General features: G+C 43.2%; 30 protein-coding genes. All 30 read right to left on the reverse strand.

What is annotated here, in order from left to right; all coding sequences use genetic code 11:
* Window positions 1-134: 134 nt before the first annotated feature.
* The 30 genes from ACK8P5_RS16060 to fliJ all read right to left on the reverse strand — a co-directional run bounded on the left by ACK8P5_RS16060 (window position 135) and on the right by fliJ (window position 25611).
* Entirely contained in the window at window positions 135-740 is a 606-nt protein-coding gene (locus ACK8P5_RS16060) for a hypothetical protein (protein WP_422657267.1), read from the reverse strand.
* Entirely contained in the window at window positions 737-1282 is a 546-nt protein-coding gene (locus ACK8P5_RS16065) for a hypothetical protein (RefSeq protein ID WP_422657268.1), read from the reverse strand. Before ACK8P5_RS16065 ends, ACK8P5_RS16060 begins: the two co-directional genes overlap by 4 nt.
* Window positions 1283-1314: 32 nt before the next feature.
* On the reverse strand, window positions 1315-1626 hold the full coding sequence (locus tag ACK8P5_RS16070) for a hypothetical protein (protein WP_422657269.1): 312 nt from the start codon (window positions 1624-1626) through the stop codon (window positions 1315-1317).
* A gap of 67 nt (window positions 1627-1693) precedes the next feature.
* Window positions 1694-3103: a DUF342 domain-containing protein gene (locus ACK8P5_RS16075; RefSeq protein WP_422657270.1), complete on the reverse strand. Its 1410-nt coding sequence runs from the start codon at window positions 3101-3103 to the stop codon at window positions 1694-1696.
* A 30-nt stretch (window positions 3104-3133) separates the two neighbouring features.
* Window positions 3134-3922, reverse strand: coding sequence for a FliA/WhiG family RNA polymerase sigma factor (locus tag ACK8P5_RS16080; RefSeq protein ID WP_422657271.1), 789 nt, complete (start codon window positions 3920-3922; stop codon window positions 3134-3136).
* Between the two features lie 15 nt (window positions 3923-3937).
* Window positions 3938-4342 carry a hypothetical protein gene (locus ACK8P5_RS16085; RefSeq protein ID WP_422657272.1) on the reverse strand — a complete coding sequence of 135 codons (405 nt, stop codon included), beginning with the start codon at window positions 4340-4342 and terminating at the stop codon, window positions 3938-3940.
* Between the two features lie 2 nt (window positions 4343-4344).
* On the reverse strand, window positions 4345-4842 hold the full coding sequence (locus ACK8P5_RS16090) for a chemotaxis protein CheD (protein WP_422657273.1): 498 nt from the start codon (window positions 4840-4842) through the stop codon (window positions 4345-4347).
* Window positions 4835-5461, reverse strand: coding sequence for a chemotaxis protein CheC (locus ACK8P5_RS16095; RefSeq protein WP_422657274.1), 627 nt, complete (start codon window positions 5459-5461; stop codon window positions 4835-4837). Before ACK8P5_RS16095 ends, ACK8P5_RS16090 begins: the two co-directional genes overlap by 8 nt.
* A 4-nt stretch (window positions 5462-5465) precedes the next feature.
* Window positions 5466-5927, reverse strand: a complete 462-nt coding sequence (locus ACK8P5_RS16100) for a chemotaxis protein CheW (protein WP_422657275.1) — start codon at window positions 5925-5927, stop codon at window positions 5466-5468.
* 60 nt (window positions 5928-5987) lie between these two features.
* Window positions 5988-8075: a chemotaxis protein CheW gene (locus tag ACK8P5_RS16105; protein ID WP_422657276.1), complete on the reverse strand. Its 2088-nt coding sequence runs from the start codon at window positions 8073-8075 to the stop codon at window positions 5988-5990.
* A gap of 25 nt (window positions 8076-8100) precedes the next feature.
* A complete protein-coding gene (locus ACK8P5_RS16110) occupies window positions 8101-9510 on the reverse strand; it encodes a protein-glutamate methylesterase/protein-glutamine glutaminase (protein WP_422657277.1) in 1410 nt (469 codons plus the stop codon).
* Window positions 9511-9552: 42 nt separating this feature from the next.
* Window positions 9553-10437, reverse strand: a complete 885-nt coding sequence (locus tag ACK8P5_RS16115) for a MinD/ParA family protein (protein WP_422657278.1) — start codon at window positions 10435-10437, stop codon at window positions 9553-9555.
* A complete protein-coding gene (locus ACK8P5_RS16120; protein ID WP_422657279.1) occupies window positions 10434-11867 on the reverse strand; it encodes a flagellar biosynthesis protein FlhF in 1434 nt (477 codons plus the stop codon). Before ACK8P5_RS16120 ends, ACK8P5_RS16115 begins: the two co-directional genes overlap by 4 nt.
* Entirely contained in the window at window positions 11864-13897 is a 2034-nt protein-coding gene (gene flhA / locus ACK8P5_RS16125; protein ID WP_422657280.1) for a flagellar biosynthesis protein FlhA, read from the reverse strand. Before flhA ends, ACK8P5_RS16120 begins: the two co-directional genes overlap by 4 nt.
* A 23-nt stretch (window positions 13898-13920) precedes the next feature.
* Entirely contained in the window at window positions 13921-15018 is a 1098-nt protein-coding gene (gene flhB, locus ACK8P5_RS16130; RefSeq protein WP_422657281.1) for a flagellar biosynthesis protein FlhB, read from the reverse strand.
* Between the two features lie 17 nt (window positions 15019-15035).
* Window positions 15036-15827, reverse strand: a complete 792-nt coding sequence (gene fliR, locus ACK8P5_RS16135) for a flagellar biosynthetic protein FliR (protein WP_422657282.1) — start codon at window positions 15825-15827, stop codon at window positions 15036-15038.
* An 11-nt stretch (window positions 15828-15838) separates the two neighbouring features.
* On the reverse strand, window positions 15839-16108 hold the full coding sequence (gene fliQ, locus ACK8P5_RS16140; RefSeq protein ID WP_422657283.1) for a flagellar biosynthesis protein FliQ: 270 nt from the start codon (window positions 16106-16108) through the stop codon (window positions 15839-15841).
* 32 nt (window positions 16109-16140) lie between these two features.
* Window positions 16141-16893, reverse strand: a complete 753-nt coding sequence (fliP, locus tag ACK8P5_RS16145; RefSeq protein WP_422657284.1) for a flagellar type III secretion system pore protein FliP — start codon at window positions 16891-16893, stop codon at window positions 16141-16143.
* Window positions 16890-17408, reverse strand: a complete 519-nt coding sequence (locus ACK8P5_RS16150) for a flagellar biosynthetic protein FliO (protein WP_422657285.1) — start codon at window positions 17406-17408, stop codon at window positions 16890-16892. The genes fliP and ACK8P5_RS16150 overlap by 4 nt, the downstream gene beginning before the upstream one ends.
* 12 nt (window positions 17409-17420) lie before the next feature.
* Window positions 17421-17786 (reverse strand): response regulator, encoded by a 366-nt coding sequence (locus tag ACK8P5_RS16155; protein WP_422657286.1) that lies wholly within the window; start codon window positions 17784-17786, stop codon window positions 17421-17423.
* A 27-nt stretch (window positions 17787-17813) separates the two neighbouring features.
* Window positions 17814-19082 (reverse strand): flagellar motor switch phosphatase FliY, encoded by a 1269-nt coding sequence (fliY, locus tag ACK8P5_RS16160; RefSeq protein WP_422661497.1) that lies wholly within the window; start codon window positions 19080-19082, stop codon window positions 17814-17816.
* Complete coding sequence (gene fliM / locus ACK8P5_RS16165; RefSeq protein ID WP_422657287.1) at window positions 19072-20070, reverse strand: flagellar motor switch protein FliM; 999 nt, start codon at window positions 20068-20070, stop codon at window positions 19072-19074. Before fliM ends, fliY begins: the two co-directional genes overlap by 11 nt.
* Before the next feature lie 34 nt (window positions 20071-20104).
* Entirely contained in the window at window positions 20105-20566 is a 462-nt protein-coding gene (locus ACK8P5_RS16170; protein ID WP_422657288.1) for a flagellar basal body-associated FliL family protein, read from the reverse strand.
* Window positions 20563-20787 carry a flagellar FlbD family protein gene (locus tag ACK8P5_RS16175; protein WP_422657289.1) on the reverse strand — a complete coding sequence of 75 codons (225 nt, stop codon included), beginning with the start codon at window positions 20785-20787 and terminating at the stop codon, window positions 20563-20565. Before ACK8P5_RS16175 ends, ACK8P5_RS16170 begins: the two co-directional genes overlap by 4 nt.
* Before the next feature lie 51 nt (window positions 20788-20838).
* A complete protein-coding gene (gene flgG / locus ACK8P5_RS16180; protein ID WP_422657290.1) occupies window positions 20839-21657 on the reverse strand; it encodes a flagellar basal body rod protein FlgG in 819 nt (272 codons plus the stop codon).
* 75 nt (window positions 21658-21732) lie between these two features.
* Window positions 21733-22119, reverse strand: a complete 387-nt coding sequence (locus ACK8P5_RS16185) for a TIGR02530 family flagellar biosynthesis protein (protein ID WP_422657291.1) — start codon at window positions 22117-22119, stop codon at window positions 21733-21735.
* Complete coding sequence (locus ACK8P5_RS16190) at window positions 22119-22685, reverse strand: flagellar hook capping FlgD N-terminal domain-containing protein (protein WP_422657292.1); 567 nt, start codon at window positions 22683-22685, stop codon at window positions 22119-22121. The genes ACK8P5_RS16185 and ACK8P5_RS16190 overlap by 1 nt, the downstream gene beginning before the upstream one ends.
* Before the next feature lie 21 nt (window positions 22686-22706).
* Window positions 22707-24152 carry a flagellar hook-length control protein FliK gene (locus ACK8P5_RS16195; RefSeq protein WP_422657293.1) on the reverse strand — a complete coding sequence of 482 codons (1446 nt, stop codon included), beginning with the start codon at window positions 24150-24152 and terminating at the stop codon, window positions 22707-22709.
* 44 nt (window positions 24153-24196) lie between these two features.
* The gene (locus ACK8P5_RS16200; protein ID WP_422657294.1) at window positions 24197-25123 is read right to left on the reverse strand and encodes a MotE family protein; all 927 of its coding nucleotides are present in this window, start codon (window positions 25121-25123) and stop codon (window positions 24197-24199) included.
* A 44-nt stretch (window positions 25124-25167) separates the two neighbouring features.
* Window positions 25168-25611: a flagellar export protein FliJ gene (gene fliJ / locus ACK8P5_RS16205; RefSeq protein ID WP_422657295.1), complete on the reverse strand. Its 444-nt coding sequence runs from the start codon at window positions 25609-25611 to the stop codon at window positions 25168-25170.
* Window positions 25612-25613: the final 2 nt, after the last annotated feature.

Consider the following 25613-nt stretch of genomic DNA (forward strand, 5'->3'; position numbering starts at 1 on the left):
TAACACCGTCAATTAATATATCACAATTAAAAGGCTTATGCAATTATTTTATGTGCTTAAATGCACATTTTTCCTGTTTAATCCTAGGATGAATCATTATTCTAAAAGAACCTAAAAAAACCGTTCGGAACCTCTTAACGGTCGCCGGACGGCTTTTCAGAAATTTTTTTAATTATTGATTGAAAACTCTCTCCAGCTGTAAACGTGTATGTACCCGTCTGAATTTGAGAATTTATCTTTTTTGCTGAAGCTGCTTTTATAAAAGATACTTTATCGGTAATAACACCTGCTCGCTTCAAGCCTTCAGCTACATGGCTAAGATTACTTCCCTTCGTAATAACATAGCGAATTGTAGCTTCTTTAGGGGATGAAGGTTCTTTTACAGTAGGCGTATTTGTATTCTTCTTGTTATGATCTGGTTTCTCAGGTGTCTTGGGCGAATCTGGATTCTGCGCATCCGTTACCTTTGAGGGTGGTACTACAGATGTCCCATTTAATTTACCGCTGTCTTGCTTCATCTTCTCTTTCCATTGCTCTTCTGTCATCAGCGGATCTGCTTCATCGACTATAGTTAGGTTGAGTGATTTTGCCCCTTGTTCAATCTCTTCTTTAGTCCATTGCTTCTCCTGTAGTTCAGTAGAAGACATGCTGCGTTCACCCATAATACTGAGCTGAAGTAATACGGCTCCAAGGACGAGGCCAATGCCAAGACCCATCATAAATACACGGTTCTTGATCACGGGGTTTCCTCCTGTTTCGCTAACTGAATGATTAACTGTACCTCTCCACGCTGCATGCCCGTAGACTTAGCAATCATATCCATGGACTTACCCGCTTCATACATTTCAAAAAGTGCGGTGTAGCGCCGCTTAATTGTATTATCAGGAGACGGATTAGACTTCTCTCTATCAGTTATTGTAGATGCAGCCTCGTTATCTGCTATAACGGCTCTGTTTCCTGATGACATCAAACTCTCTACCGTATTTAGCTTTGCGTTAGTGGTAGAAAGCTGCTGTTCGACAACTAACAGTCGTTGACGCATTTCATGCATCTGCTCTTGCTGAGAATCTTGCTTAGCAGAATGCTCTTGCTTCATCTGACCAACTAAATGAAGTAATTGCTCATTTTCAAGTTGAACTTCACCCATATACTGCTCTAAGGTGGTTTCTATCTCTTTGACGATCTGTTCATTATTAACTGTCTCTTCACGACGTTTAGGCAGCATAAGAGCATAAAGGACAGCTCCAATGCCCAGGAGTACGATATAAATCCATGAGTCCAAAACGATTAACTCCTTTGTGCCAATAATCTACTTTATAGTGAAATGTCAAATATGCGTCCTTTGTAAGGATGCTCTGCAGGTTGTTCTACGACTTGCTCCTTCGAATCGGAAGAAGAATCTCCACCTTGTTCGGGTGTTTGCCTGTTTCCATCATCACGAATTGCAGATTCAGCTGTTTCGCTGACCTCTGTACTACGCTGTGCCGCCTGGCGGCTTTGTTTCATTTGTTCTCCGGCTAAAAATGTCTGGTCCTGGGTTGGGCGCTGATGGTTCTCTTGTTGAATCTTCCCTGCCTCGCTCGTTCTCGGAACCGCGATCTGCATCTCTACTGATTTCAAACTCAAGCGGAATCACCTCGTCCCTTATTGATTAACCTTCACTCGGCATCTCATATAAGATCCTATTCCTGCACTACACCAAAGGAACCATACTAATATCACCTTCATGATAATAAAAAGAAACCCGCTGAGTCGGATCCTTTATAAACCGTGTATAGCGTCCAATGACAATTTTGGCTCCGCCATAGATCGTCTTAACAATATCCACCTTTGCAATGGCGGTGTCCTCAAGCATTCGCTCAATTTCAAGCATCCTGTCTTTGATTTCAGCCTGTTCTGCCATATTAGACTTTTTGGTTACATTCAGCTTAACACGAAGAGCTAACTTGTCTGGAGAAAGTTGACCGGACGCAGCTAATTGATTCAGTAAATATAGCGCTTTATCCGTTTTATCCATACTATCAACCTGTTGCTTTAATTGAGCTCGAAGTTCAGCAAGTTCATTGCGTAGTTCAGGCAGAACACCGACTTCAATAACAGTTGCTGTTGACATTGTGTTTCCTATCGTGCGGGCAATGACTTTCTCACCAGCTTGAACAACCCCACCCACAATAAGTCCCTTTGTTCCATTACAGATAACATTCTGACCAGCTCGAATATTGGAATGCATAATACTTTGGCTAATTGTGATATCGGCTCCTGCAATGACATTGCCATCCTGCACAAATGTACTTTTCACATTTTGTCCAGCCTTAACATATCCCTTGTTATATCCGATAATGCCACCTGAAATATCGATTGAACCTTCCGCTTCAAGCTCAGCTCCTTCGACAAAACCCGTAACACGAATATCTCCCGCCGCTTTAATTCTGAACCCTGACAACACATTCCCTCGTATGACAACAGTCCCTACAAAGTCGATGTTGCCTACGCTGTAATCAACGTCGCCATTAATTTCATATACGGGAAATACGTTGATTTTACCTTTTTCGGTCTTCGTTAAAAGTCCATCTATAGCAGCATACATAGCTGTTTTTTCAGGATTGATGACGACATTCTTACCGATCTTAAATTGTGCCTCTTTACCAGGTTTGAATGGAATCTCATCGCCGGTAACTGCTGTTCCAGGAACCCCTGGTTTCGCCGGTATACGAGCTGCGATCAGTTGGCCTTTTTTAACATTATTAAGACGCGTTATTTCCTTATAATCCACTTTACCATCAACCGTTTCAAGTGGACGCAAGTGTTCCTGATCTCCCATTTCAACCCTTAACTCAATCCGACCATTCTCTCCGTGTACAGGCTCAGTCCCGATCGCTACGGGAGCTCTACTATATTGATATTCTTCGGAATGACTGACAATACGACCTAAGGTATCGTGCTGAAGCCCGTAGCGGATTTGGTGGCCTTGGAGAAATTGTTCAAGGGCTTCGATACTACATGTAAAACCCTCATCCCAATCAGACATCTGCACATAGGCTACTGTCTTATCATCCGAAAACGTGACATTAAAGTATTTATCAAGCGCATAATCAACAGACAATCCGTGAACCCCCTTCCATATTGGCAAGCGTCAATCGTTCTGCATTAACAAATCCCGATCCTTATCAAGCGTGCCTCTTAACCTTAGAATCGCTTTGGAATGAAGCTGCGATATTCTAGATGGAGACAACGACATGACTTCGGCGATTTCACTAAGCGATAGATCTTCGTAGTACAGTAAGGAGACAACTGTTCTTTCTTTTTCCGTCAACTTTCCAATCCCTTTCACTAGGGACTCGTGCAAATAAAACTCATGCACTTTATGATCTGGATTTTTTGCTTTTTCGTCTACCAAAAGGTTCATTCGAGTCTCTGACTCTTCTTCACGAATAGGATCTTCTAACGAGCTTAGTGTCATTACTGCAACTTCCTGCAGCATATGTCTAAACTCCTTTTCAGAAACTTCAAGATAATCGCTCATTTCGGAATCACTGACAGTTCTGAGATACTTCTGCTCCAACTGTTGATAGGCTGATTCGATCTTCTTTGCTTTCTCTCGAACAGAACGGGGGACCCAGTCTCCTTGACGGAGTGAATCCAGTATGGCACCTCGAACACGCCACGATGCATATGTTTCAAATTGGAGTCCACGTTTATAGTCAAACTTCTCAATGGCATCAATCAGGCCCATAACCCCATTACTTGCTAAATCGCCTTTAGAAACGTTACGGGGTAGTCCAATTGCCAAACGGCTTGAAACATAGTCAACGATGTGTAAATGGTATTCGATTAGCTTCTTCTTTGCTTCTTGATCTCCATCTTCCTTCCATGCTTCCCATAAATCCATATGGTTGAGGGGAGAAGCTTTGCGCTCGTCCAATTGCCTTCACCATCCTTATTTTTCTGTCAGGTGACGAACGGCCTTGGCCAGTTCTTCGGGATCCTTAGTTGAAACTAATTTCGGAGGATTTAATGGGACAAAGCCCCTACCCTCTTGACTCTGCTCTGGTTCCGGTTTAATAAGATTCATGAGTTCCTTATCTTCATCCGGTGTTGTCATATCAAGTCTATTTCCTAGCTGCCCATTAGCGGACTCGTCAGAAGTATCAAATCCTTCAGCAGGTTTAAATGCCAGAGTGAAGACCCATCTGAGCAGGTACGCTAATGCAAACCATATTACAAATGCTATTAAAGCCCTATTTAAGCTTGTCATCCACAGATTGTTTCGTAAAGTAAATAGAAACGTAAATACAAATCCGGCTAATCCAGCTAACAAATTAAATCGTATATTTCCTATCATGGCTACAATTCCTTTATACCCTTTTGTACACTACGTATGGTAAATATACCCGTTGAGCAGTTCAATTCAACCGTTCTTCCGTAATTTCCTCCGGTATCTTCCCCAATCAGTGGAATCCGTAGCTGTTCCAAAACATCTTTACAAGACTCCACATTCCGAGGTCCAATCCTCATGCTGTCACCTGCACCAGCAAAAGCAAACATCTGCGCTCCACCAGCCATCTTTGCGACCAACCTTCCTTGCGAAGCCCCCATATCCTTGAGCTTGGTTAAAAGAACTGGAAGGGCCGTATCTGCATACTTAGCCAAATTCACTTGGCCTTCTCTGGCAATGGAAGATGTGGGAAGCATCACATGCGCAAGGCCTCCAATCTTTAGCAGTGGATCATATAAAGTCAACCCCACGCAAGAGCCCAAACCTGTTGTACGAATGAATCCACTCGGACCCACAACGTTCAAATCCGCCATTGCCACTTTTACTACACTTTGTTCGTCAATCATTCTCTAGAGGCACTCCCAAAGCTTCGAATATTTGAGCAAATGACTGAGGATCAGGTATTAAAAAAAACTGTCCCTCCACTTCATAATGCTCTTCCAAGAACGTGGTATTGATTAGCAACGCATCATCGCCCATCTCGCCAAACTGGAGAAGACCGTAGCTCAGTATCGCACCTGCCATATCCATCGCAAGTCCTGGAACAGTCGGTGTCATCGAGAGCTTAGTGAAATCAGCTAACGAAGATAAATAAGACCCTGCTAAGATGTTTCCAATCTCATTTAGTGCAGATTGCTCCATCTCTGAGAATTCAACATCATGCAGCACTTCAATTCCAGCCAATCGCTGAAGAAGTTTCTTACCGGCCTCAGGACTCATGATAAAAAAGAGATTACCCGGTGCGTCACCCTCAACTCGGAGGAAGACTGCAATGACGATTCGTTCAGCTCCTCCAACACTTTCGGCTATCTCTTCAAACGATAGGAGTTGAACGGTTGGTACTGCCATATCAATCGGCTTATTCAAGAGTTGGGAGAGGGCGGTTGCGGCATTTCCCGCCCCTATATTGCCAACTTCCTTGAGAACGTCCATTTTGAAGTCTTTATCATACTTGAAGAGATCCACCAGACTATTCCTCTAGACCTTCAAGTTGAATAATTTCACTTTTGTTTAGAACCTCAGACAGGTTAAGCATAACAAGCAGGCGCTCGTCATCAATCTTAGCTACACCGCGGAGATACTTCGCTTTCACCCCACCTACAACTTCTGGTGGAGTATCAATACTGTCGCTGTTCAAATCGATAACATCACTAGCAGAATCCACTATAAATCCAACCTGCATTTCATTAACGGAAACAATGATAATTCGAGTCTGATCAGTGTATTCAGCTTCTGGCAAACCGAAACGCCCACGGAGATCAATTACAGGAATGACTACACCACGAAGATTTACAACGCCTTTAATAAATGCATATGTTTTGGGAACACGAGTAATCGGCATAAGCCGCTCAATCGTCTGAACCTTTTCAACTTCAATTCCATACTCTTCACTGCCGAGCTTAAAGACGATTACTTTTAATTCTTCTCCCATTTAAAACCCTCCTTATAATTTCACACTCTACTACCTAGCGGATATGTTACTAAGATCCTGCTACTTGATAAATGCATTGGGATCAATAATGAGTGCCACTTGTCCATCTCCAAGAATAGTAGCTCCGGAAACACCCTGTATCGAAGGTAGATACTTACCCAAGTTTTTAATTACGATCTCGTTTTGACCGATAAAATCGTCAATAGCCAAAGCAGCTAAACGCTCACCTTTACGAATAACAACAATTTCGGTTTCTTCCTCAGTCGATTCATTAAAATCTGGAACTTCAAACACACGGCTAAGTGATATAAGCGGAATATGGGCTTCCCTGAACGGAATCATGCGCGTACCGTGAACTGTACGAATCTGAGCTTGTTTTATAATTCCCGTTTCCACAATCGATGTCAGTGGGATTGCATATTTCTCAGAGCCCATCTTAATAAGCATTGCAGCTATGATGGATAGCGTTAGCGGAAGTTGTACTGAGAAGTTCGTCCCTCTACCAGGTGTTGAATAAATCGTGACATTTCCACCTAAGGAATTAATCTTTGATTTAACTACATCTAAGCCTACTCCCCGACCCGATACATCCGATATTTTCTCAGCCGTACTAAATCCAGCTGCGAACAAGAGTTGATGTGCCTCTTCATCAGACAGTGCAGCTGCTTGTTCTTCCGTTACAACGCCCTTTTTAATAGCACTATTGATGATATTTTCCCGAATGATTCCGCGACCATCGTCTTCGATCTCAATAAACACATGATTTCCGCTGTGGAAAGCTCTTAGATGAACCGTTCCCGTCTCTGACTTTCCAGCTGCAACTCGATCAGCAATCGGCTCAACACCATGATCGACAGAATTACGAATTAAATGGACCAACGGATCCCCAATCTCATCAATCACGGTGCGATCAAGTTCGGTTTCAGCACCTGTTATGATAAGATCAATTTTCTTATTCAAGGATTTGGCAAGATCGCGCACCATTCGTGGAAAACGATTAAATACAGTATCCACAGGTACCATCCGTAATTTGAGTACGATATTCTGGAGGTCACTGCTAACCCGGCTCATATGCTCAACGGTATCCGTTAGTTCTTGATTCTTGGCCTCATTGGCAAGCTGCTCCAGACGTACACGGTCGATCAATAGTTCACTAAATAGGTTCATCAATACATCAAGACGCTCGATATCCACCCTGATTGTTCGAGATGGCGCGGCTGTGCCGGTGTTTTTGGATGGAGCTTTACTTGGGGAAGGAGCACCACTTCCTTCATTTTTAGAAGAAGTTGTTGCGATAGCATCAGCCGATGTAGAGCTTGTCTCATTCTCTTTTTGAACTGGTTCGGCTGTTGCCGCACTCTGCTGAACCATCTGTTGCAATGACTCATGATCCAAATTAGTTACTGCTGCTGTATCCATTTCTGAAATATTCAAAATTTGGCTTTCAAGATTAATTGGATCTTTCTGGGTTATAAAGTACAGCGAGAACGTTTGGTCGAATTCTCCCTGTTCAATTTCCTGGACATCCGGGTAAGTCTTAACGATCTCACCCGATCTTTCCAGCAGTTCAAATACCATATAGGCTCGTACTGCCTTAAGCTGACAGTCTTCCCGAAGCTTTACCTGGATATAGAGTACCTTATGACCCTCTGCAATAGATTGATCAAGCACCGAGTACTGAAATTCATCCAGTTCAATACCCGGATAAACCGGAGCACTGTCTGGTTGCTGTGTAGAAGCAGCTTCTGCTGATGGAGCGACTGCGCCTTCACCACGTACGATAGCTTGAAGTGAAGCAACAATAGAGGAAACATCAGCCTTCCCTTCTCCACCCTGTACAATATCCTGGACCATCGATTCAAGTGCATCTAAGCTTTTAAATAAAGTGTCAAAAATAAAATCTTGCATCTTTAGCTTTTCATTCCGAACCAGGTCCAGCACATTCTCCATTTGGTGTGTCAGAGATGCCAGATCTTCAAATCCCATTGTTGCTGCCATCCCTTTTAAGGTATGAGCTGAACGGAAGATCACCTGTACTATACCTAAGTCATCCGGACTGCTTTCCAATTGAAGCATATTTTCATTTAATGACTGCAGATGATCATTCGACTCATCAATAAACATGGATAAATATTGATTCATGTCCACTTCCGAGATACCCCCTCTATGAGTTTCACTTACCGAGATTTACTGCTTGTACCAATTCCCCTGCAATATTTTGCAGTGGTAGTATATTGCTTACACAACCTAATTCAACGGCTGAACGAGGCATTCCATACACAACGCAAGTCTGCTCACTCTCAGCAAAAGTTGAGGTAACTCCAGAGTCGTATAGTTCTTTCATCATTCTCGCACCGTCACTTCCCATCCCCGTCATCAACACAATATGGCGTTTCAGATTAGTGAGTGGTAACAATGATTCAAACAGCACATCAACCGAAGGGCGGTGACCATTACAAGGATCACCCTTACGGATTGAAATCTGGTACTGTCCATTCCCAGAAGAATACATCGTCATATGGTTTCCACCTGGTGCGATATAAGCAGCCCCAGCGCGTAAGAACATTCCGTCTTGTGCTTCCATAACGTCCAGATCACTAAAGGAATCCAGTCGCTGAGCCAACGACTTCGTAAAGTTTGGTGGCATATGCTGAACAATCACAATCGGAGCTGGGAAATTCGCTGGCATTTGCTCCAGTAAAACCTTCAAAGCTCTTGGTCCGCCTGTAGAGCAACCTACTGCTACGATTTGAGTAAAGTTCCGCTGCATGATGCGATCTTGAACAATCTCACGCTTAACTTCCAAACTTTCCTTACGATCTGGGCTAACCATCTTATTAGGAGAAAGAATATCGCTTTTACTACTATTAATGACTTGGGCCCAAACTTCTCTCTCTTTAAGTATCGGTTCTGTGCCACGGATCATTTGGTTATCTTTATGATTTTCATCACCAAGCAGCCGATCTGGTATCAGCGGTTTAGGAGAAGGTTGCTCTACATTTTTCTTATGGATATGTCGAATAGTTGGAACATCTTTACGCACCGATCTTTGAATCGGGGTCTTTAGTGGCTCGTCCACACGTAACGAGCTTGATCGGTCGGAAGGCCTTGGCGAAAGACGACTAGCTTTTGATTTCTCTTGACGTTTCTGCTCTTCTTCCTCCCACAATGCCCTCCGCTCTTTGGCTTGCATTGCTGCTTCTAGCTGACAGAGCAATTCCCTGCCAACCTGTTCTATGTCTTGTGCATTTAATATAGAAGGCTTACGTAAGAAATCAAAAGCGCCAAACTCCAGTGCAAGAATTGTTTCTCGCATCCCCTGCTCATTAACGCCTGACAACATGATGACTGTTTGATTCTCTGTTTCCATAATGGACTTTAGTGCATCAAGACCATTCATTTCAGGCATTTCTACATCCATCGTGATAACATCAGGGCTCAGCTCTTTGACTTTCTCAACGGCTTCCTTGCCGTTACTTGCAGTACCTACGACTTGAAACTGGTGATCCCGTTCAATTAGATCCGAGAATATCTTCCTCATAAACGGTGAATCATCTACCACCAGCACACGAAATGGCTTCACCTAAGTCCACCTCTGTTCCCTTATAGTCAAAAAAAAGAATCATTACGTTCGTTTAAGCCACCGCTGCATGAATCCCTTGATTCCAGTAAGGGGGCCTGATTCCGAGGGTACCGGAACAGCCAGGTAACGAAGAGCTAATCGCTTTACATCTCGTGTTGCCTCACACGTTGGAAAAGCAATTGAGAATGGAATCTGACGTTTTACGGATTTCACAACAAATGGATCATCCGTTACGTAACCTAACATTTTTATATCTAAATTCAGAAACCTGTTTGCCGTTAAAATGATCTTTTCTGATGCTTGTCTCGCTTCTGATTCATCTCCAGCTTTATTGACTACCAAGCTAAAATCAACTTCAGGATAGCTCCCATGAACGACCTTAATTAATGCATAAGCATCTGTAATAGACGTCGGTTCAGGTGTAGTGACCACGAAACAGTAATCTGCAGAAGTAATGAATTTCATGTTTTCTTTAGAGATCCCCGCACCCGTGTCAAACAGAATATAATCCATCTCAGATGATATACGTTCAATTTGTGAGATAAAAAAATTCAAATTCTCCTCAGATAAAGAGAGCATATCTACGATTCCGGAGCCACCCGCTATGTATGGAAGATCTCCGGGGCCGTATTGAATAACATCTTCGATGTTCTTTTCTTTACGAAGTAGATGATACAAACTGAATCTCGAAGATACTCCCATAAGCACATCTATGTTCGCCATTCCAATATCGGCATCAAATACCAGTACCTTTTTGCCCATTGATTTAAGTGCCAGGGCAAAATTCAGTGTGAAGTTAGACTTACCAACTCCCCCTTTACCACTGGATACCGTGATAATCTTAGCTGAACCTCTCGAAGCCGATCTAGTTGAATCTGTAAATTTTGTAGAAGCTAGTTGTCTGAGCGCTTGAGCTTGATCCGTCATATCCAGCGCTCTCCAAGCAACATCTTGGATAACATCACAGTATCCGGCATTAAAAGATCATCAGGCACGTTTTGACCATTGGTCATGTAGGATAGTTTAAGTGGATAAGCATCCAGAAGATCAAACAATGAGCCATAGCTCCCAGTTTCATCAAGTTTCGTTAAGATCACCTTATCTAAACCAAACTTGCTGAAATGATTCGTTATCTCAACCATGTCACTACTCTTTGAAGTCAGACTCAGAACAAGATATGTTTCGCTAGAATCAGATTCTGTTAATAGACTCTGTAATTCAGCTACCAGCAGCTCGTTACGGTAGTTGCGACCTGCGGTATCCATCAATATTAAATCGCAGGCTTCCAAACGGTGCATTGCCCGCCTCATATCCCCTGGTGACTGAACCACCTCGAGCGGGACATTTAGTATGGAAGCATACGTTCTAAGCTGCTCAACGGCAGAGATTCGGTACGTATCTGATGTGATGAAACCTACTTTACGTTGATACTTGAATAGCTGTTCTGCTGCTAGTTTAGCGATTGTAGTCGTCTTTCCCACCCCTGTAGGACCAGCAACATAAACAATTCGAGTATCTCTTTTTATACCGCCACCAAAGCGACCATCTAAAAATGACTCAATCTGTTCTAAAACAGCATTGCTTAGCTGTTCATCTGTTAACGTCTTTCCGCTTTCATTCCATTGCTCCACGATAGGAAGTAACCATCTTTCCGATAGAAGATCTGATAACCCCTGTTTACTAAACTGATCTCTTACAGACTCCAAAGTTGCAGGAAGCTCCTGTGACACATGACTTTGACGTGATAGCTTAGCAATCCACTCTTTCATCTCTCGAAGCTCTTCTAGCAGCTTATGATCGGAGCTGGTCTGTGCATTAGCGTTCACAATTTCTTCCCCTTGAGACTTTACTGAGGCAGTTGCTTTCTCGTTGTTGCTCTGCTCATTAGTGTCCATATGGAACAATTCATGATGTTCAGGTTGACTGTTATCTGTCGCACCCGATGCCGTTTGAGCCATAGCCGCTACTAGATCAACTGCCGATCTCTCACGATCGGCTAGCTCCTCCGAAACCTCTATTTCCAGCTTTGAATCCTTCGAACTCCCCTCAGTTTCTGTTCCATTCTGATCCTGAGAAACAGCATTTGAGGTTTTTTTATAGGCTTGAGGTACTATATTCCTTGGCATGGGTGTGAAAGGTGTGTTCGTCTTTTCCGTACTAGCCTGTTTGTCCGCTTTTGATTTCTCTTCTTTATCCACTGCTGCGATGACTTCAATCTTCTTTTTGGTGAATAGCCCCATAATTCCGCCAATTTTAATCTCTTTCGAGCTTAGGATAACCGCATCACTACCGAGTTCTTTACGAATATGCAGCATTGCTTCCGGCATCGTGTCAACGATATATCGTTTCACTCTCATAAATTCACCACTCCGACGCTTTGAATTTCGACATTGGGTTCAAGTTCACTGTACGAAAGCACGGGTATATCCTGCATGCTGCGTTCAATAACTTGACGAAGATACATCCGAATCGCAGGGGAGGTTAACAAGACTGGCTGCTGACCCATTTGAATCAAACGATTCACCTGTTCGCTAAGCTTTTGGAAAACATTTTGAGTCGATACTGGGTCCATAGCGATATAACTACCCTGATCACTCTGTTGTACGCTTTCCGCGATCTTCTTCTCTAGAGCTGGTCCCACCGTAATAACTCGCATCGCTTCCCCTTCTTGCACATATTGCTGTGTAATTTGGCGCGACAGTGATTGTCTAACATATTCCGTAAGGACGTCGGGATCTTTAGAATAGTGTCCATAATCAGCTAGTGTCTCAAAAATAGTAACCAGATCTCGAATGGAGATCTTCTCCTTCAAGAGCTTAGCCAATACTTTCTGCACATCACCAATTGTAAGTACGGACGGAATAAGCTCATCGACCAGAACAGGGTAACTTTCTCGAATATTGTCGACCAATGTCTTCGTTTCTTGTCTTCCAAGTAACTCATGAGCATGTCTCTTAATCAGTTCAGTCAAATGGGTAGCGACCACGGATGGCGGATCAACTACCGTATAACCCGCAAGCTCTGCCCGCTCCTTAGCAGGCTCATCAATCCAAAGTGCAGGAAGACCAAAAGCTGGCTCTGTCGTTTCAATGCCTGTTACAGAATCATCCTCATACCCTGGACTCATGGCAAGATAGTGATTTAATAATAATTCACCACCGCCGACAGCATTCCCTTTAATTTTTATGACATATTCGTTCGGTTTTAGTTGAATATTGTCGCGAATACGAATAACAGGTACCACAAGACCTAATTCAAGTGCGCATTGTCTACGAATCATAATGATCCGGTCAAGCAGGTCACCACCTTGTTGTGTATCTGCTAGTGGGATCAGACCGTATCCAAATTCGAACTCGATAGGATCTACCTGCAACAGATTGATAACACTTTCTGGACTCCGTACTTCTTCAATCTGTTGTTCTTCTTCCATCTGTTCAACCTCCACCTGCTTCCGCTCCAGATTACTCTGCATTCGTCTTGCAGCAATAAAGAGAAGCACCGCAATAGGAAAGGTTGTTATGAAATGGATCGGGGTAAACAAGCCTAGAAATGTCACGGTAACCGCAACTATGTACAACAATTTTGGATATGAGAATAATTGCCCTGCCAAATCATCAGATAAATTACCCTCAGATGAGGCACGAGTGACAATAAGACCAGCAGCAGTGGAAATTAAAAGAGCTGGAATCTGACTCACCAAACCGTCACCAATTGTCAGTATTGAATATGTGCTCATCGCCTCAGCAAAAGGCATACCATGTATAGAAATACCAATGATAAATCCGCCGATCAGGTTGATCAAAAGGATAATGATTGATGCAATAGCATCACCTTTAACGAACTTACTCGCACCATCCATTGCACCGTAAAAGTCTGCTTCACGTTCAACCTTACGCCTGCGTTCGCGAGCTTGATTCTCATTGATCATGCCGGCATTCAAATCAGCATCAATACTCATCTGCTTACCTGGCATTGCATCGAGTGTAAATCTGGCTGCTACTTCTGCGACACGCTCAGAACCTTTCGTTATGACGATAAACTGAACAACTACAAGTATGAGAAACACGATGAACCCTATCGCGATTTCTCCTCCAGCAATCCAGCTTCCGAAAGTAGCAACAACTTCACCCGCTTTACCTTGCGATAGAATAAGTTTGGTTGTTGAGATATTGAGAGACAAGCGAAAAAGTGTGGTTATCAGCAATAGAGATGGGAAGATCGAAAATTCGAGCGCTTCCTTCGTATTCATTGCCACAAGTAATATCATGAGTGCAAGTGAGATATTAACAATAAGCAGTACATCCAATAGCCATACAGGGATCGGAAGAATCATCATGAGTACAATACCGATGACACCCGCTAGTACAGATATTTCTTTTATTTTCACTGCTGCCGGCCTCCGATCCCTAGTTATTTCGCTTTACCTTTAAGTTTGTATACATAAGCCAGCACTTCGGCTACAGCTTGAAACAAGTCACCGGGAATGGAATCCCCGATCTCTGCTCGTTGGTACAACGCACGTGCCAGCGGCTTGTTTTCCATGGTTATCACGCCATTCTTCTTGGCGATCTCTTTGATTCGCAGTGCCATATAATCCTGTCCCTTAGCAATAATCTGCGGTGCTTCCATGGAGGAACCATCATACTTAAGCGCTACAGCAAAGTGTGTAGGGTTCGTTATTATGACATCAGCGTTGGGGACTTCCTGCATCATACGTTGCAGTGCCATACGTCTTTGTCGTTCACGAATCTTACCTTTGATCAGCGGGTCCCCTTCCATTTTTTTGTACTCATCCTTAATGTCTTGCTTGGACATTCGTATGCTCTTCTCATGCTCATATTTCTGATATATGTAATCTAGCACGGCTAGAACGATGAGCCCTACCGCGATTTTGATACCAAGAGAAACGGTTACGTCAGCTGTAAACTGAAATATAGCTGTCGGACTCATCAAAGATAATGAAGACAAACCTTGTCTTGCACCCCACAGCGAGGTATAAACCAGATAACTGATAATACTTAATTTGAGAATCGATTTTAGAAACTCTGCAAGAGAGCGCATAGACGCAATATTCTTAAATCCTTTGATTGGATCTATCTTACTGAACTTCATCTTCAAGGATTCTCCTGTTAGAAGAAACCCTACCTGCATGTAGTTAACGGCTAATGCGATTACAAATACAACAAGAAACACTGGGGCAAGTAGTAGCAAGATTTGAATCCCGTATTCTCCGAGGAGCATGATCGTGTTATCTACCGTAACATCCATGGATAGACGGTTCAGGAACACATCGGTGAACAGCCTTACCAGATGATCTCTGATATAATCACCAAATATCATAAGGCATAAAAAAGCAGCCATTAGAACCGATGAACCAGACAACTCCATACTTTTAGCAATCTGCCCTTTTTTACGGGTTTCCTGCCTCTTTTTAGGCGTTGCCTTTTCCGTCTTCTCACCGCTATCACCAGCGAATAACTGCAGATCAATGCTATACTTCAATGTCACCCCTACCACTCCTAATTTCACCCCGCTGGTCTATTACCGATCGTTCCCAGCAGTTTCTGCATAGCTTCGAACATTTCAGCAAACAGATGATCAAATAGCGCTACTAGTCCTGGCATCAACAGAAATAGCAGAACCAACCCTACGATAATCTTCAGAATGATCCCGATTACAAATACATTAAACTGAGGTGCTGTTCTCGCCAAAAATCCAAGTCCAACGTCAGTTAGGAATAGTGCCGCTACTAGCGGAGCAGCCATTTGCAGAGATAATACAAACGAATGTGCAAAGGTTGTAATCAAAAAATCAGCTACACTTCCATCCTGAAACTTCGTAAAGACATTCCCTGTAATCGGCATCCAATCATAGCTGTACATAATCGCATCAAGCAGATAATGGTGTCCATTCATGCTTAGAAACACGAGAAGTCCTAACATATATTTAAAGTTACCGATCAGCGGTGATGAAGCTCCCGTAAATGGATCAATCACATTCGCCATACTGAAACCGATCTGAATATCTATCAGGGCCCCTGCTGTCTGAACGACAGCCATCATCAAAAATGCAGTAAATCCAAGTAATAACCCTACTAGAACCTCCTGTATGATCAGCAGAATGTATGACATATCTTGAGCGACTGTCTGACCAAGACCGGAGCTAAGAAACACGAGCACCGCAATCATAAAAGAAAATCCAATTTTATACTGTGTTGGAACACCTCGGGACGAATAAATCGGTGCTACAACAAAAAATGATGTTATTCGACAAAAAATAAGCATAAAGACAGGAATACTTTGTTCCAACCATTCCATGAACACTCAGCCTATCCAATATATTTGTGGAGGTTTTCTAATATCCCACGAGTAAAATCCACAAGTGTTGTTAATATCCAAGGACCAAACAGCAGTAGTGCGAGCAATACAACGATTATCTTCGGTACGAAGGCAAGTGTTTGCTCTTGGATTTGTGTCGTTGCTTGAAATATACTGATGACTAATCCCACGACCAACGCGAGTACAAGCATCGGCGCACTTACTTTAAGCACGATAAAAACTGCCTGTCCCGCTAAACCGATAATAAACTCAGCACTCACGGCGAGTCCTCCTGTACTTGAATTACTTGCCGCTACGGATTGAAGCTCATTAACAATGACTTCACAACGAGATACCAGCCGTCAACTAACACGAACAGTAGTATTTTGAACGGCAGCGAGATCATGACCGGTGGTAACATCATCATCCCCATAGCCATCAAGACACTCGCTACAACAATATCTATAACAAGAAATGGAATAAAGATCATGAAGCCCATTTGAAATCCGGTCTTTAGTTCACTAATAGCAAACGCCGGCACTAAAACCGTAAGCGGGATATCCTGATAATTGTCTGGCTTTTCGGCTCCCGTGTACTTCATAAACAGCAATAAATCTTTCTCTCGGGTATGCGAGAACATGAATTTCTTCATGGGCTCCTGAGCCTTGTCCAGCGCCTCAACCTGCGTCATTTCCCCTTTAAGATAAGGCTGCAATGCAACATCATTCATCGTTGAAAAAGTTGGAGCCATGACAAACAATGTCAAAAATAACGCTAGACCAATCAGTACCTGGTTCGGAGGAGTCTGCTGTGTACCTAGAGATGTTCTTACAAACCCTAGAACAATAACAATTCGCGTAAAACTCGTCATCAGGACAAGAATTGCGGGAGCCACACTTAATATCGTGATCAAAAGAATCAACGATATAGCACTCGTCCCCGGCTCATCTCCGCTATTACCAATCTGTAAATCAATATTCGGAATCGGATCCGCCCAAGCCGAGGTGGTCAGGATCAATCCGACTAACATGAGCAACGTGACAGCAAACGCAATCTTTTTATTCATGAATCTTTATGATCCTCCCGCAGCAATTCTTCAACCTTTTGTTTCCTGCCCGGTACGCTGCGAAGCTTCGATTCAAACACCTCATGAAAAGATGATGTATCTTCAAGCTCAATATCCTCAGACTTCTGTTCCTTACGGAACCGTCCCACAAAGTTAGCGATAAACGGCGGCAGAACTCCTGAATTCATTCCATGTTCCTGTTCTAACGAGGTAAGAATAAGTGCAACTTCAGTTGGATCGGAAATCTTGTCGATGAGCGAGACATTTTCACCAACACCGATCAGGTAAATACTGCCTCCTACCTCTACTAACTGAATGGATTTGTTCGGGCCAATTCCAACCGCACCAAGTGTCCGGATGGAACGGCCCTGCATCCAACTCTGATTCTTTCGGCCTAAAAACCGAATCAGAATGACTATGGCTGTTACGATAATAGCGAGAACAATAAATACATAAAAAAGTTGAAGATAATACCCTGACGTATCCGATCCTAATCCATCTGAAGCTGCTATCATAACCAAACTACCTTACACGCCAAGCGTTTTGTTGATCGCTTCAATAACACGGTCAGACTGGAATGGCTTCACGATAAAGTCCTTCGCGCCAGCTTGGATAGCGTCGATAACCATCGCTTGTTGTCCCATAGCAGAACACATAATAACTTTAGCGTTAGGATCAACTTTTTTGATTTCTTTCAAAGCAGCGATTCCGTCCATTTCAGGCATTGTAATATCCATCGTGATCAAGTCTGGGCGAAGCTCTTTAAATTTCTCGATCGCTTGGGATCCATCCTGAGCCTCTCCTACTACCTCGAACCCGTTCTTCGTCAAAATATCACGGATCATCATTCTCATAAATGCAGCGTCGTCCACAATCAGAATTCTGTTAGCCATTGATTAAAAATCCTCCCTAAATTTGTGCTATTGTAATTTTTGTATTCGGTCCCATTGACTTACGATATCTGTAACACGGACGCCAAAGTTCTCGTCAATAACAACAACTTCACCTTTGGCGACGAGCTTGTGATTCACAAGAATGTCTACAGGTTCACCAGCGAGCTTGTCCAGTTCAATGATAGATCCTTGAGACATTTCCAAGATATCCTTAATTTGCTTCTGGGTCCTTCCTAATTCTACGGTGACTTTAAGGGGAATGTCCATCAGTAAGTTCAGATTGTTTTCATCCACCTGAGCGTACGGTGCATTTTGCAGGTTTGCGAATTGCACAGGCTGTACATTAACATTACGATTTGGCATTCCGCCATATTGTTGTGGTGCGTGCTGATAAGGTACCTGTTGTCCATATGGCATTGATGTCGGCATTTCCCCTCCACCCATCATGCCTTGGTTGTATCCATAACCTTGATCCTGTGGATATCCTTGCTGATGCATTGGCATTTGCTGTTGCATTGGTACTTGATTTTGTGGTTGTACCTGTTCTTGTACTGGCTCAGATCTTGGAGCTTCAACTGAGGCTGAAGATTGAGCCGTTGGGGCAGGCTCTTCTGCTCCATTAATCAGCGTATTAACCATATCCTTCGCGAACTCGATCGGTAGAAGCTGCATAATCGAGGAATCGATTAAGTCACCAATAATGAGTCTAAAAGATATTTTAATCAGCGTCTCTTCAACAGGTAATTTATTAAGCCCATCACCACTTGACATATTCAAAATATCAATTCCTGGTGGAGAAATGTTCACGAATCGATTAAAGATCGTGGACATGCTCGTTGCCGATGACCCCATCATCTGGTTCATAGCTTCCTGTACAGCACTAATATGAATTTCGTTCAGCTCTTCTTCCTGAGGATCTCCCTCTCCCCCAAGCATCAGATCTGCAATAACCTGTGCATCCCTTGTCTTGATTACAAGAGAGTTAATCCCTTCAAATCCGTCGACATAAGTAACATGAACAGCCACATGTGGCTTTGGAAACTCTTCTTCAAACTGGCTTCTAGAAATAATAGATACTTTCGGAGTTGTGATATCTACTTTTTTGCCAAGTAATGTTGATAGAGCAGTCGCTGCGCTACCAAATGTAATGTTACCGATCTCACCTAACGCATCTTGCTCCAAAGGTGTTAATACTTCATCAACACTTTGCACCGAAGAAGAAGAGGGTGATGCCATTTCCGTTTGCTTTAACAATGCATCAATTTCTTCCTGGGATAAATAATCTTTACTCGTCAATTTCTTCAGCTCCTTCGCTGACGATTTCATCGATCTGCACCGCAACCCGATCTTTGATCGTTCCTGGGCTACCAATGTACTTCAGCTTATCGCCCACTTTAATGGACAGCCCATCATGAACAGGTTTATTCAGTGAAATAACATCACCTACACCTAATCCTAGAAATTCTGAAATGGTAAGCTGGGACTCACCAAGCTCAGCTATGATTGGTAGTTTGGCTTTGCTTACCCTCTGCTTTAAAGCATCTACTTCTTCAGGTACTCTTGCCTTTTTCTCCGATATAAACCATTGATGAGCTGACAGCTTCGACATGATTGGCTCCAGAACAACGTGTGGAATACAAAGATTAATCATTCCGGTCGTATCTCCGATTTTCGTGCTGAGCGATATCAATGCAATAGTTTCATTCGGAGAAACGATTTGCATAAATTGCGGATTAGTCTCCATCGCTTCGAGACGAGGAGAAATGTCAAGCACTGTCTTCCAAGCCTCTTGCAAGCTTTCGAATGCTCTACTAAAAATACGCTCCATAATGCTGGTTTCGATTTCAGTCAGTGCGTTCATCTTCGCTGGAGCGTTCCCTATCCCGCCAAGAAGGCGGTCTAGCATGGCATAAGCGATATTCGGGTGAACCTCTAGTACCATTCGCCCTACAAGCGGCTCCGCCTCAAAAATATTCAAGACTGTCATTTTAGGTATCGATCTTATAAATTCATCGTAAGGCAGCTGTTCTACCTGTACGACACTTATTTGCACAAAAGTACGTAGCTGAGCTGAGAAATAAGTTGTTAAGTATCGAGCGAAATTCTCATGAATACGAGTCAAGCTACGAATATGATCCTTGGAGAAACGCACCGCTCTTTTAAAATCATAGGAGCGAATCTTCTTTTGTGTATCTTCTTTTTTCAGTTCTTCTGCATCCATTTCGCCGGAAGAGAGAGCGGCCAGCAGAGCATCAATCTCATTTTGTGATAAAACATCAACCATCATCTCACCCCCTTACGTAATCCAAGTTTTCGGTCTATAAAGGTGTAACCAGCTTGTTTGTTATCTCTATCTGGTGGACCTTCCCGCTAGAAAGGGCTCCATTAATCTGATCTAACAGTTTAGAAGTAAATTGTTCTGTACTCTTGGAATCTTTAAAGCTTTCGGGTTTGGTATCAACCAGTGCTTTGATGATGATTGGTTTAATCTTAATTTCTTTGATCTTGTCAAAATCTTCTTTAGCTTTTTTGTCATTTAACTGAAATGAGAAACTCATTTTAGCAATATAATCAGGATCTGCTAAATTGGTAGTTACATCACTAATTTCAGAAGTCATTTCAACGATCTGATCAGCTGATAAATTGTGGCTCGGAGCCGGTGCAGCTGACACATCTTTCTCATTTTTGCCAACCAATTTATCAGACAGTAGAAACACAGCTAGAACGATTAACGTTATTGAGAGCATAATCGTAATTAACCATGGCAGCATCTTTTTCATGAAGGTTCCTCCATCTGTTGCACTTTAATAGTTGCTTGGTTCACACCGAGCTCACGATGATAGGCTTGGATCGAGGCGATAACAGCCGCAGCTTTCTCCAAAACAATCAATCTTTTACCAGTTGTCAAGGTCACGTAAGTGTCGGGTGTCTCCTCAACCATTTCAATCAATAGCGCATTCAGCCATAACTGCGATCCATTTAACCTTGTAACCGAAATCATGTGACAGCCTCCTTAAATTTGGGGAGGACTTAGCCTCCCCTCATCTCATTCTTATCGTTTCAGGTTAACGACTTCCTGAAGAATTTCATCAGAGGTTGTGATAATTCGGGAGTTAGACTGGAAACCACGTTGTGCCACAATCATTTCCGTAAACTCTCCTGTTAAATCCACGTTAGACATTTCAAGCTGCCCTGATATAATTGCACCCGTACCATCCTCAACACTATTCGCTGGGAGTCCTACGACCTCGCCGTCAGCATCACCGCCGAGTGCATTCGCAGTAACGCGGTACATGTTACCACCAATCTTCTCAAGACCTTCTGGGTTAATAACTTTAGCGATACCAATCTGGACACCATCGTCTCCATCTCCACCTTGCGTAACAATCGTTCCATCCTGAGCGATAGAGAAGCCAGTAACTTCTTCACCAAGCGTTATAATTCCACCATCTACGTCCAGTACAAACATACCGTCAGAAGTAACCAAGTTTCGATTACCGTCAATGTGGAAATCACCGGCTCTTGTCAAGAAAGGAACTTCTTGATCTTCAGACATCTTAACCATGAAGAATCCATCACCATCAATACGTAAGTCGGTCGGAACATTTGTCGTCTGGGCACTACCCGGTGTATGGATCGTATCAATGGAACCTACTGTGGTACCCAAACCGATTTGTTTGGCATTCACTCCGCCTTGAGTATCACTAGGAGCAGTTACACCAGAAACCGTCTGACTCAGAATATCCTTAAACATAACACGACCAGCTTTGAAACCTACCGTATTTACGTTCGCGATGTTATTACCGATTACATCAAGTTTCGTTTGAAATCCTCTCATACCGGAAACGCCCGAATACATGGATCTTAACATTGAACTTCCTCCTTATAGTTGGGCCGCGTCAGTCGATCAGCGGCCACCTGGTTTCCTTTACGGGCCAACCAGTAATTATGAAATAATGACGGCACTATCGATTTGGGTAAATACATTGTCTTTCATGGATTGATTATCCATAGCAGTTACAACTGTACGGTTAGGTACATTCACAATTAAAGCCATATCATTTAATAATATGAGTGAATCTTTGCTTCCTTTAGCGGCTGCCTTTTCAATAGCTGAATTGATCTGTGCAAGCTGATCACCTTTAATCTCAATGCCTCGTTGCTCCAGACGTTTCGCAGCATGATTGCTAAACTTAAGTAGGCTCTCTTCAAGAAGCTCCTTAAACTTTCCAGGCTGCACACTCGGGTTCGATGTTGTACTACGATCTCTTTGCAGTGATGCAGGTTGAATTTTCCCGGGAAATAGTTGCCCAATAGTTATGCGATCATTCATCACACTATCCCCCCGCTTTCACTACCATCTGGCTGAGAAGAATCATCAGTATCGACTGGAGTGTCAGGCGTTTCCGAAGGTGCTTCCGGTCCAGTAGTCTCCCCATCACCTGGATTGTTAGCATCCGGTACAACATTTTCAATCTGCGTAATGTAATCCAGTGCCACTTCGTCTTTACCAATTTTGGCATAATGTATCCCGTCACGAATAAGGACAGAATCAACAATACCACTCTTCACGACCGTCTGACCGCTGCTACCTTCAGCGAATTCAACCCAGCTCACTTTCTTTCCGATTAAGCTTGATGCCGTTCCGAGTGACTGCCTCATGTCTGTAATCTGTGAAGAAATATTCATCAGCTGTTCTAGTGATGTAAACTGAGCCATTTGCGCAATAAATTCCTTATCTTGCATAGGCTGCATCGGATCCTGATAACGGAGCTGAGTAATAAGTATCTTTAAAAATTCGTCTTTCCCTAGCTCCTGCCCATTAGATGTACCTACCTTATTCACATTCTCTTTTGAATAATTTGGCCAGACATTATTAACGGAATTAGTTGTAGCCATTTCATTCTCACCTCCTTTTGCCTATACTGATGCCGTAAACGCACCTGTATGAGACCGAGCATCCACTTCTTGACGTTCCGCTAACCATTCATTCCATTCCTCAGTTATAGCCGCTGTTGCAACCGCATCATCGGATGGAACATCCTTCTCTCTGGAGCGTCGATTCGAATCTTGTTGACCAGAACCTGGTTGTCTTCCCTCCTGATAGAACTGGGAGGAAGAGGACTGACTACTCTGAGTAACTTCAAGCTTCTCAACTTGTAGTCCCTGACCTTGAAGCGCAGAACGAAGCTGTGACATTTGCTGGTCAATTAATTCTCTGGCATCCGAATTTCGAGTCATAAACTGAGCTACCAATTGTCCATTTTGCATCGTGATCCTAATATCAACCTGACCTAAATGCTCTGGATTCAGGGAGATCCTCGCCTCAGTGAACCCTTGAAGTTTGACAAACTCCAATTTGTTAACGACCAGGTTTGTCATCTCGTTAGCGAATTGATTTACAGGTACAGGTTGAGCCATAGCTTTAACAGGAGCTGTGTTACCTGTTCGAAGCGCTAGCTGTCCAGCTGTAAAGTTCTGTTCCGTTATGCTGTCCGTATTTCCTGCAGCAGCTTCTTCCGTCGATCCACCGTCAATCAGTTTCGCTGTTAAGCGCTCTTTGGCGTCAAATGTTTGAACTGAAGAAGTGACAGGTTTCATACTAACTGGAAGTTCTTTACGATCTACACTCACCGGTGCCTCACCATCAAGATAACTGGCAACTGCTGACGCCACTTGAGACTTATTTTGAACGATTTCCTTGCTATTCCCGCTCCCTCCCTCTGTCAATAATGTCTGGAAGGATTGCGCTAATTGCATAAGCTGGGACTTCGCTTGATCGCCGAGCGTGTTGTTCTTCACCATGTTACTTAACTGTGTCAGTGTATCCTGAACAGCAAAGCGAATCGTGTCAGGGTGTGCAGCAAGTGGTGGAATACTCTGGAGCTCACCCTCAGGAAGTTGCTGCTGAACGCCTGCCTGCCCTTGTACCTGCACATTGCTGAGTACCGTCGTTGCCTGCATAAGCCATGCCTGAAGCTCTTGTAACAGAGAAGGATCTTTCTCTAGTGCCTCTTCTAGTTTCTCTAAGTCTTTCATTAGAGAAAGAATCATTTGACTAAGGTCTAAAGTTCCTTCTTGGTCAGTGTTACCCTCAGTCACAGAAAGTTCGGGCTTGTCTATCGCTTGGCTGACTTGTGAGAACATCGTTAAATCCTTTAGCATTTGAACGGAGGCATTTAACATCATCGCCGCTGTATCCTTAGCGGTAGGTGTGGATGTCGTTGGCGTCCCCGCATTCGTCATTTGTTGTACTAAAGCTTGTCCAAATCCATCGACAGAGCTTGTTTTGCCGTTATCTGATGTTTTCCCTCCAGATATCGCTCCGCCAACCGTTGATGTTGTGCTTTGAAATACTAGTGTCATAGTTTTCACCTCCCTTCATATAGGAGTGATTCTTATCACAAATACTACTTAGATCCCATCAACCTGTTAAGAACCTTGGCTGTAAGTTCAGGATCGATCGTGGACATCGCATTTAATATCCGAGCTCGTGTTCCGTCATCTACTGTGTTCAAGATCGTAATTGTCTTGGCTGAACTGATTTTATAAGTTTGTAAAAGTAAGTCTGCCGCATTCTTCGGCGTCATCTGCGAGAATGTTTGACTCAACTGATTTTTATCTAGATTCTCTGTCGATTTAACTGTCTCTTTGGTAGCTTCATTCTTCTTCAATCGTGCTTGTAATGCAGCAATTGCCAAATCTTCTGCCGGCTTAGCATCCTTAAGCATCATTGTTGCATCAGCAGCCGTTTTAGGGTCCATTTTCTCCAAAATTGCCACTCGCTTAGCACTCTTCATTTCACTAAGCATTAATACCATTTCCTCAAGCGTTAGGTTTTGCATGATCGGTGCTGCTTTACTAGGACTCATGTCAGCATACACTTTAGCCAACTCCCGAATTTGTTTTGTATAGGAATCTTCTTCGGGCTCATCCGTCGCTGACGTTCGATTCTGCATCTCTTCTACCTGTGCCTGGAGATCTTTCACCTTGTTCGATTCGACCTTCTTCTGCTCAGACAGTTCTTTCAGAGACGTTTCCTTCTCTGCTAGTTGTTTCTTCAGTTCCTTGATTGTGGCCTCATCACTTTCTTCTTGATCCTTAATTGCTTTAAGTTTCTCTTCTTCTGGTGTTAATACAGGATCAGGCACCCACTCTTTAATAATAGGTACTTTGTTAGCTAGATCTAGGACACCGTTCCGAACATTAATGTTGAAGAGTGTCAATAGCACCCCCACCAATACAATCGTAAAAATAATCGGTATCAGAAAGATCAGAATCCGTTCAAATCCTCCATTAGACTCTTCTTTATCTATTGGCATATCATTTCGAGCCACTCTCTACTCCTCCTTTGCGGGCATACCTTGTGGCAGTTAAGAGCTTAGCGGGCGTTTATGGCAAAACGAACCGTCGCCATTTCGTCCAGCTCGTTTTGTTCCCGAAGGAGACTTTCATGCCGGAACTTTTCTTTCGATTTATCCCTAGCTTTCAACCATACTTTTTCATCAAGCATTCTCTCATTCAATTGCTCTTGTTTCTTATTGACATTGACATGTGCAAGTCGTATATCATCACGCTTCTTCGCAATACAGGACTCTAGGTGTTCAACATACGCTTGTATATTCCGAATTTCGGCGACCGGAGCACTAGTCTTGGCCGCATTCTGCAGAGCTTCATACATCTGCTCACGCATCTCAAAAAGATCACTCAGACTTTTTTCTTCTGCCTGAAGCTTACCTATCGCGGATGATAACATCCACTCCGCTTGTGTCTTCTCGTTACTTTTTAGATCCACAATTTTCTGAAATGCGTAGTGAAATTTCATCT

The sequence above is a fragment of the Paenibacillus sp. EC2-1 genome, assembly GCF_049311625.1.
Taxonomy (GTDB): domain Bacteria; phylum Bacillota; class Bacilli; order Paenibacillales; family Paenibacillaceae; genus Paenibacillus_AQ.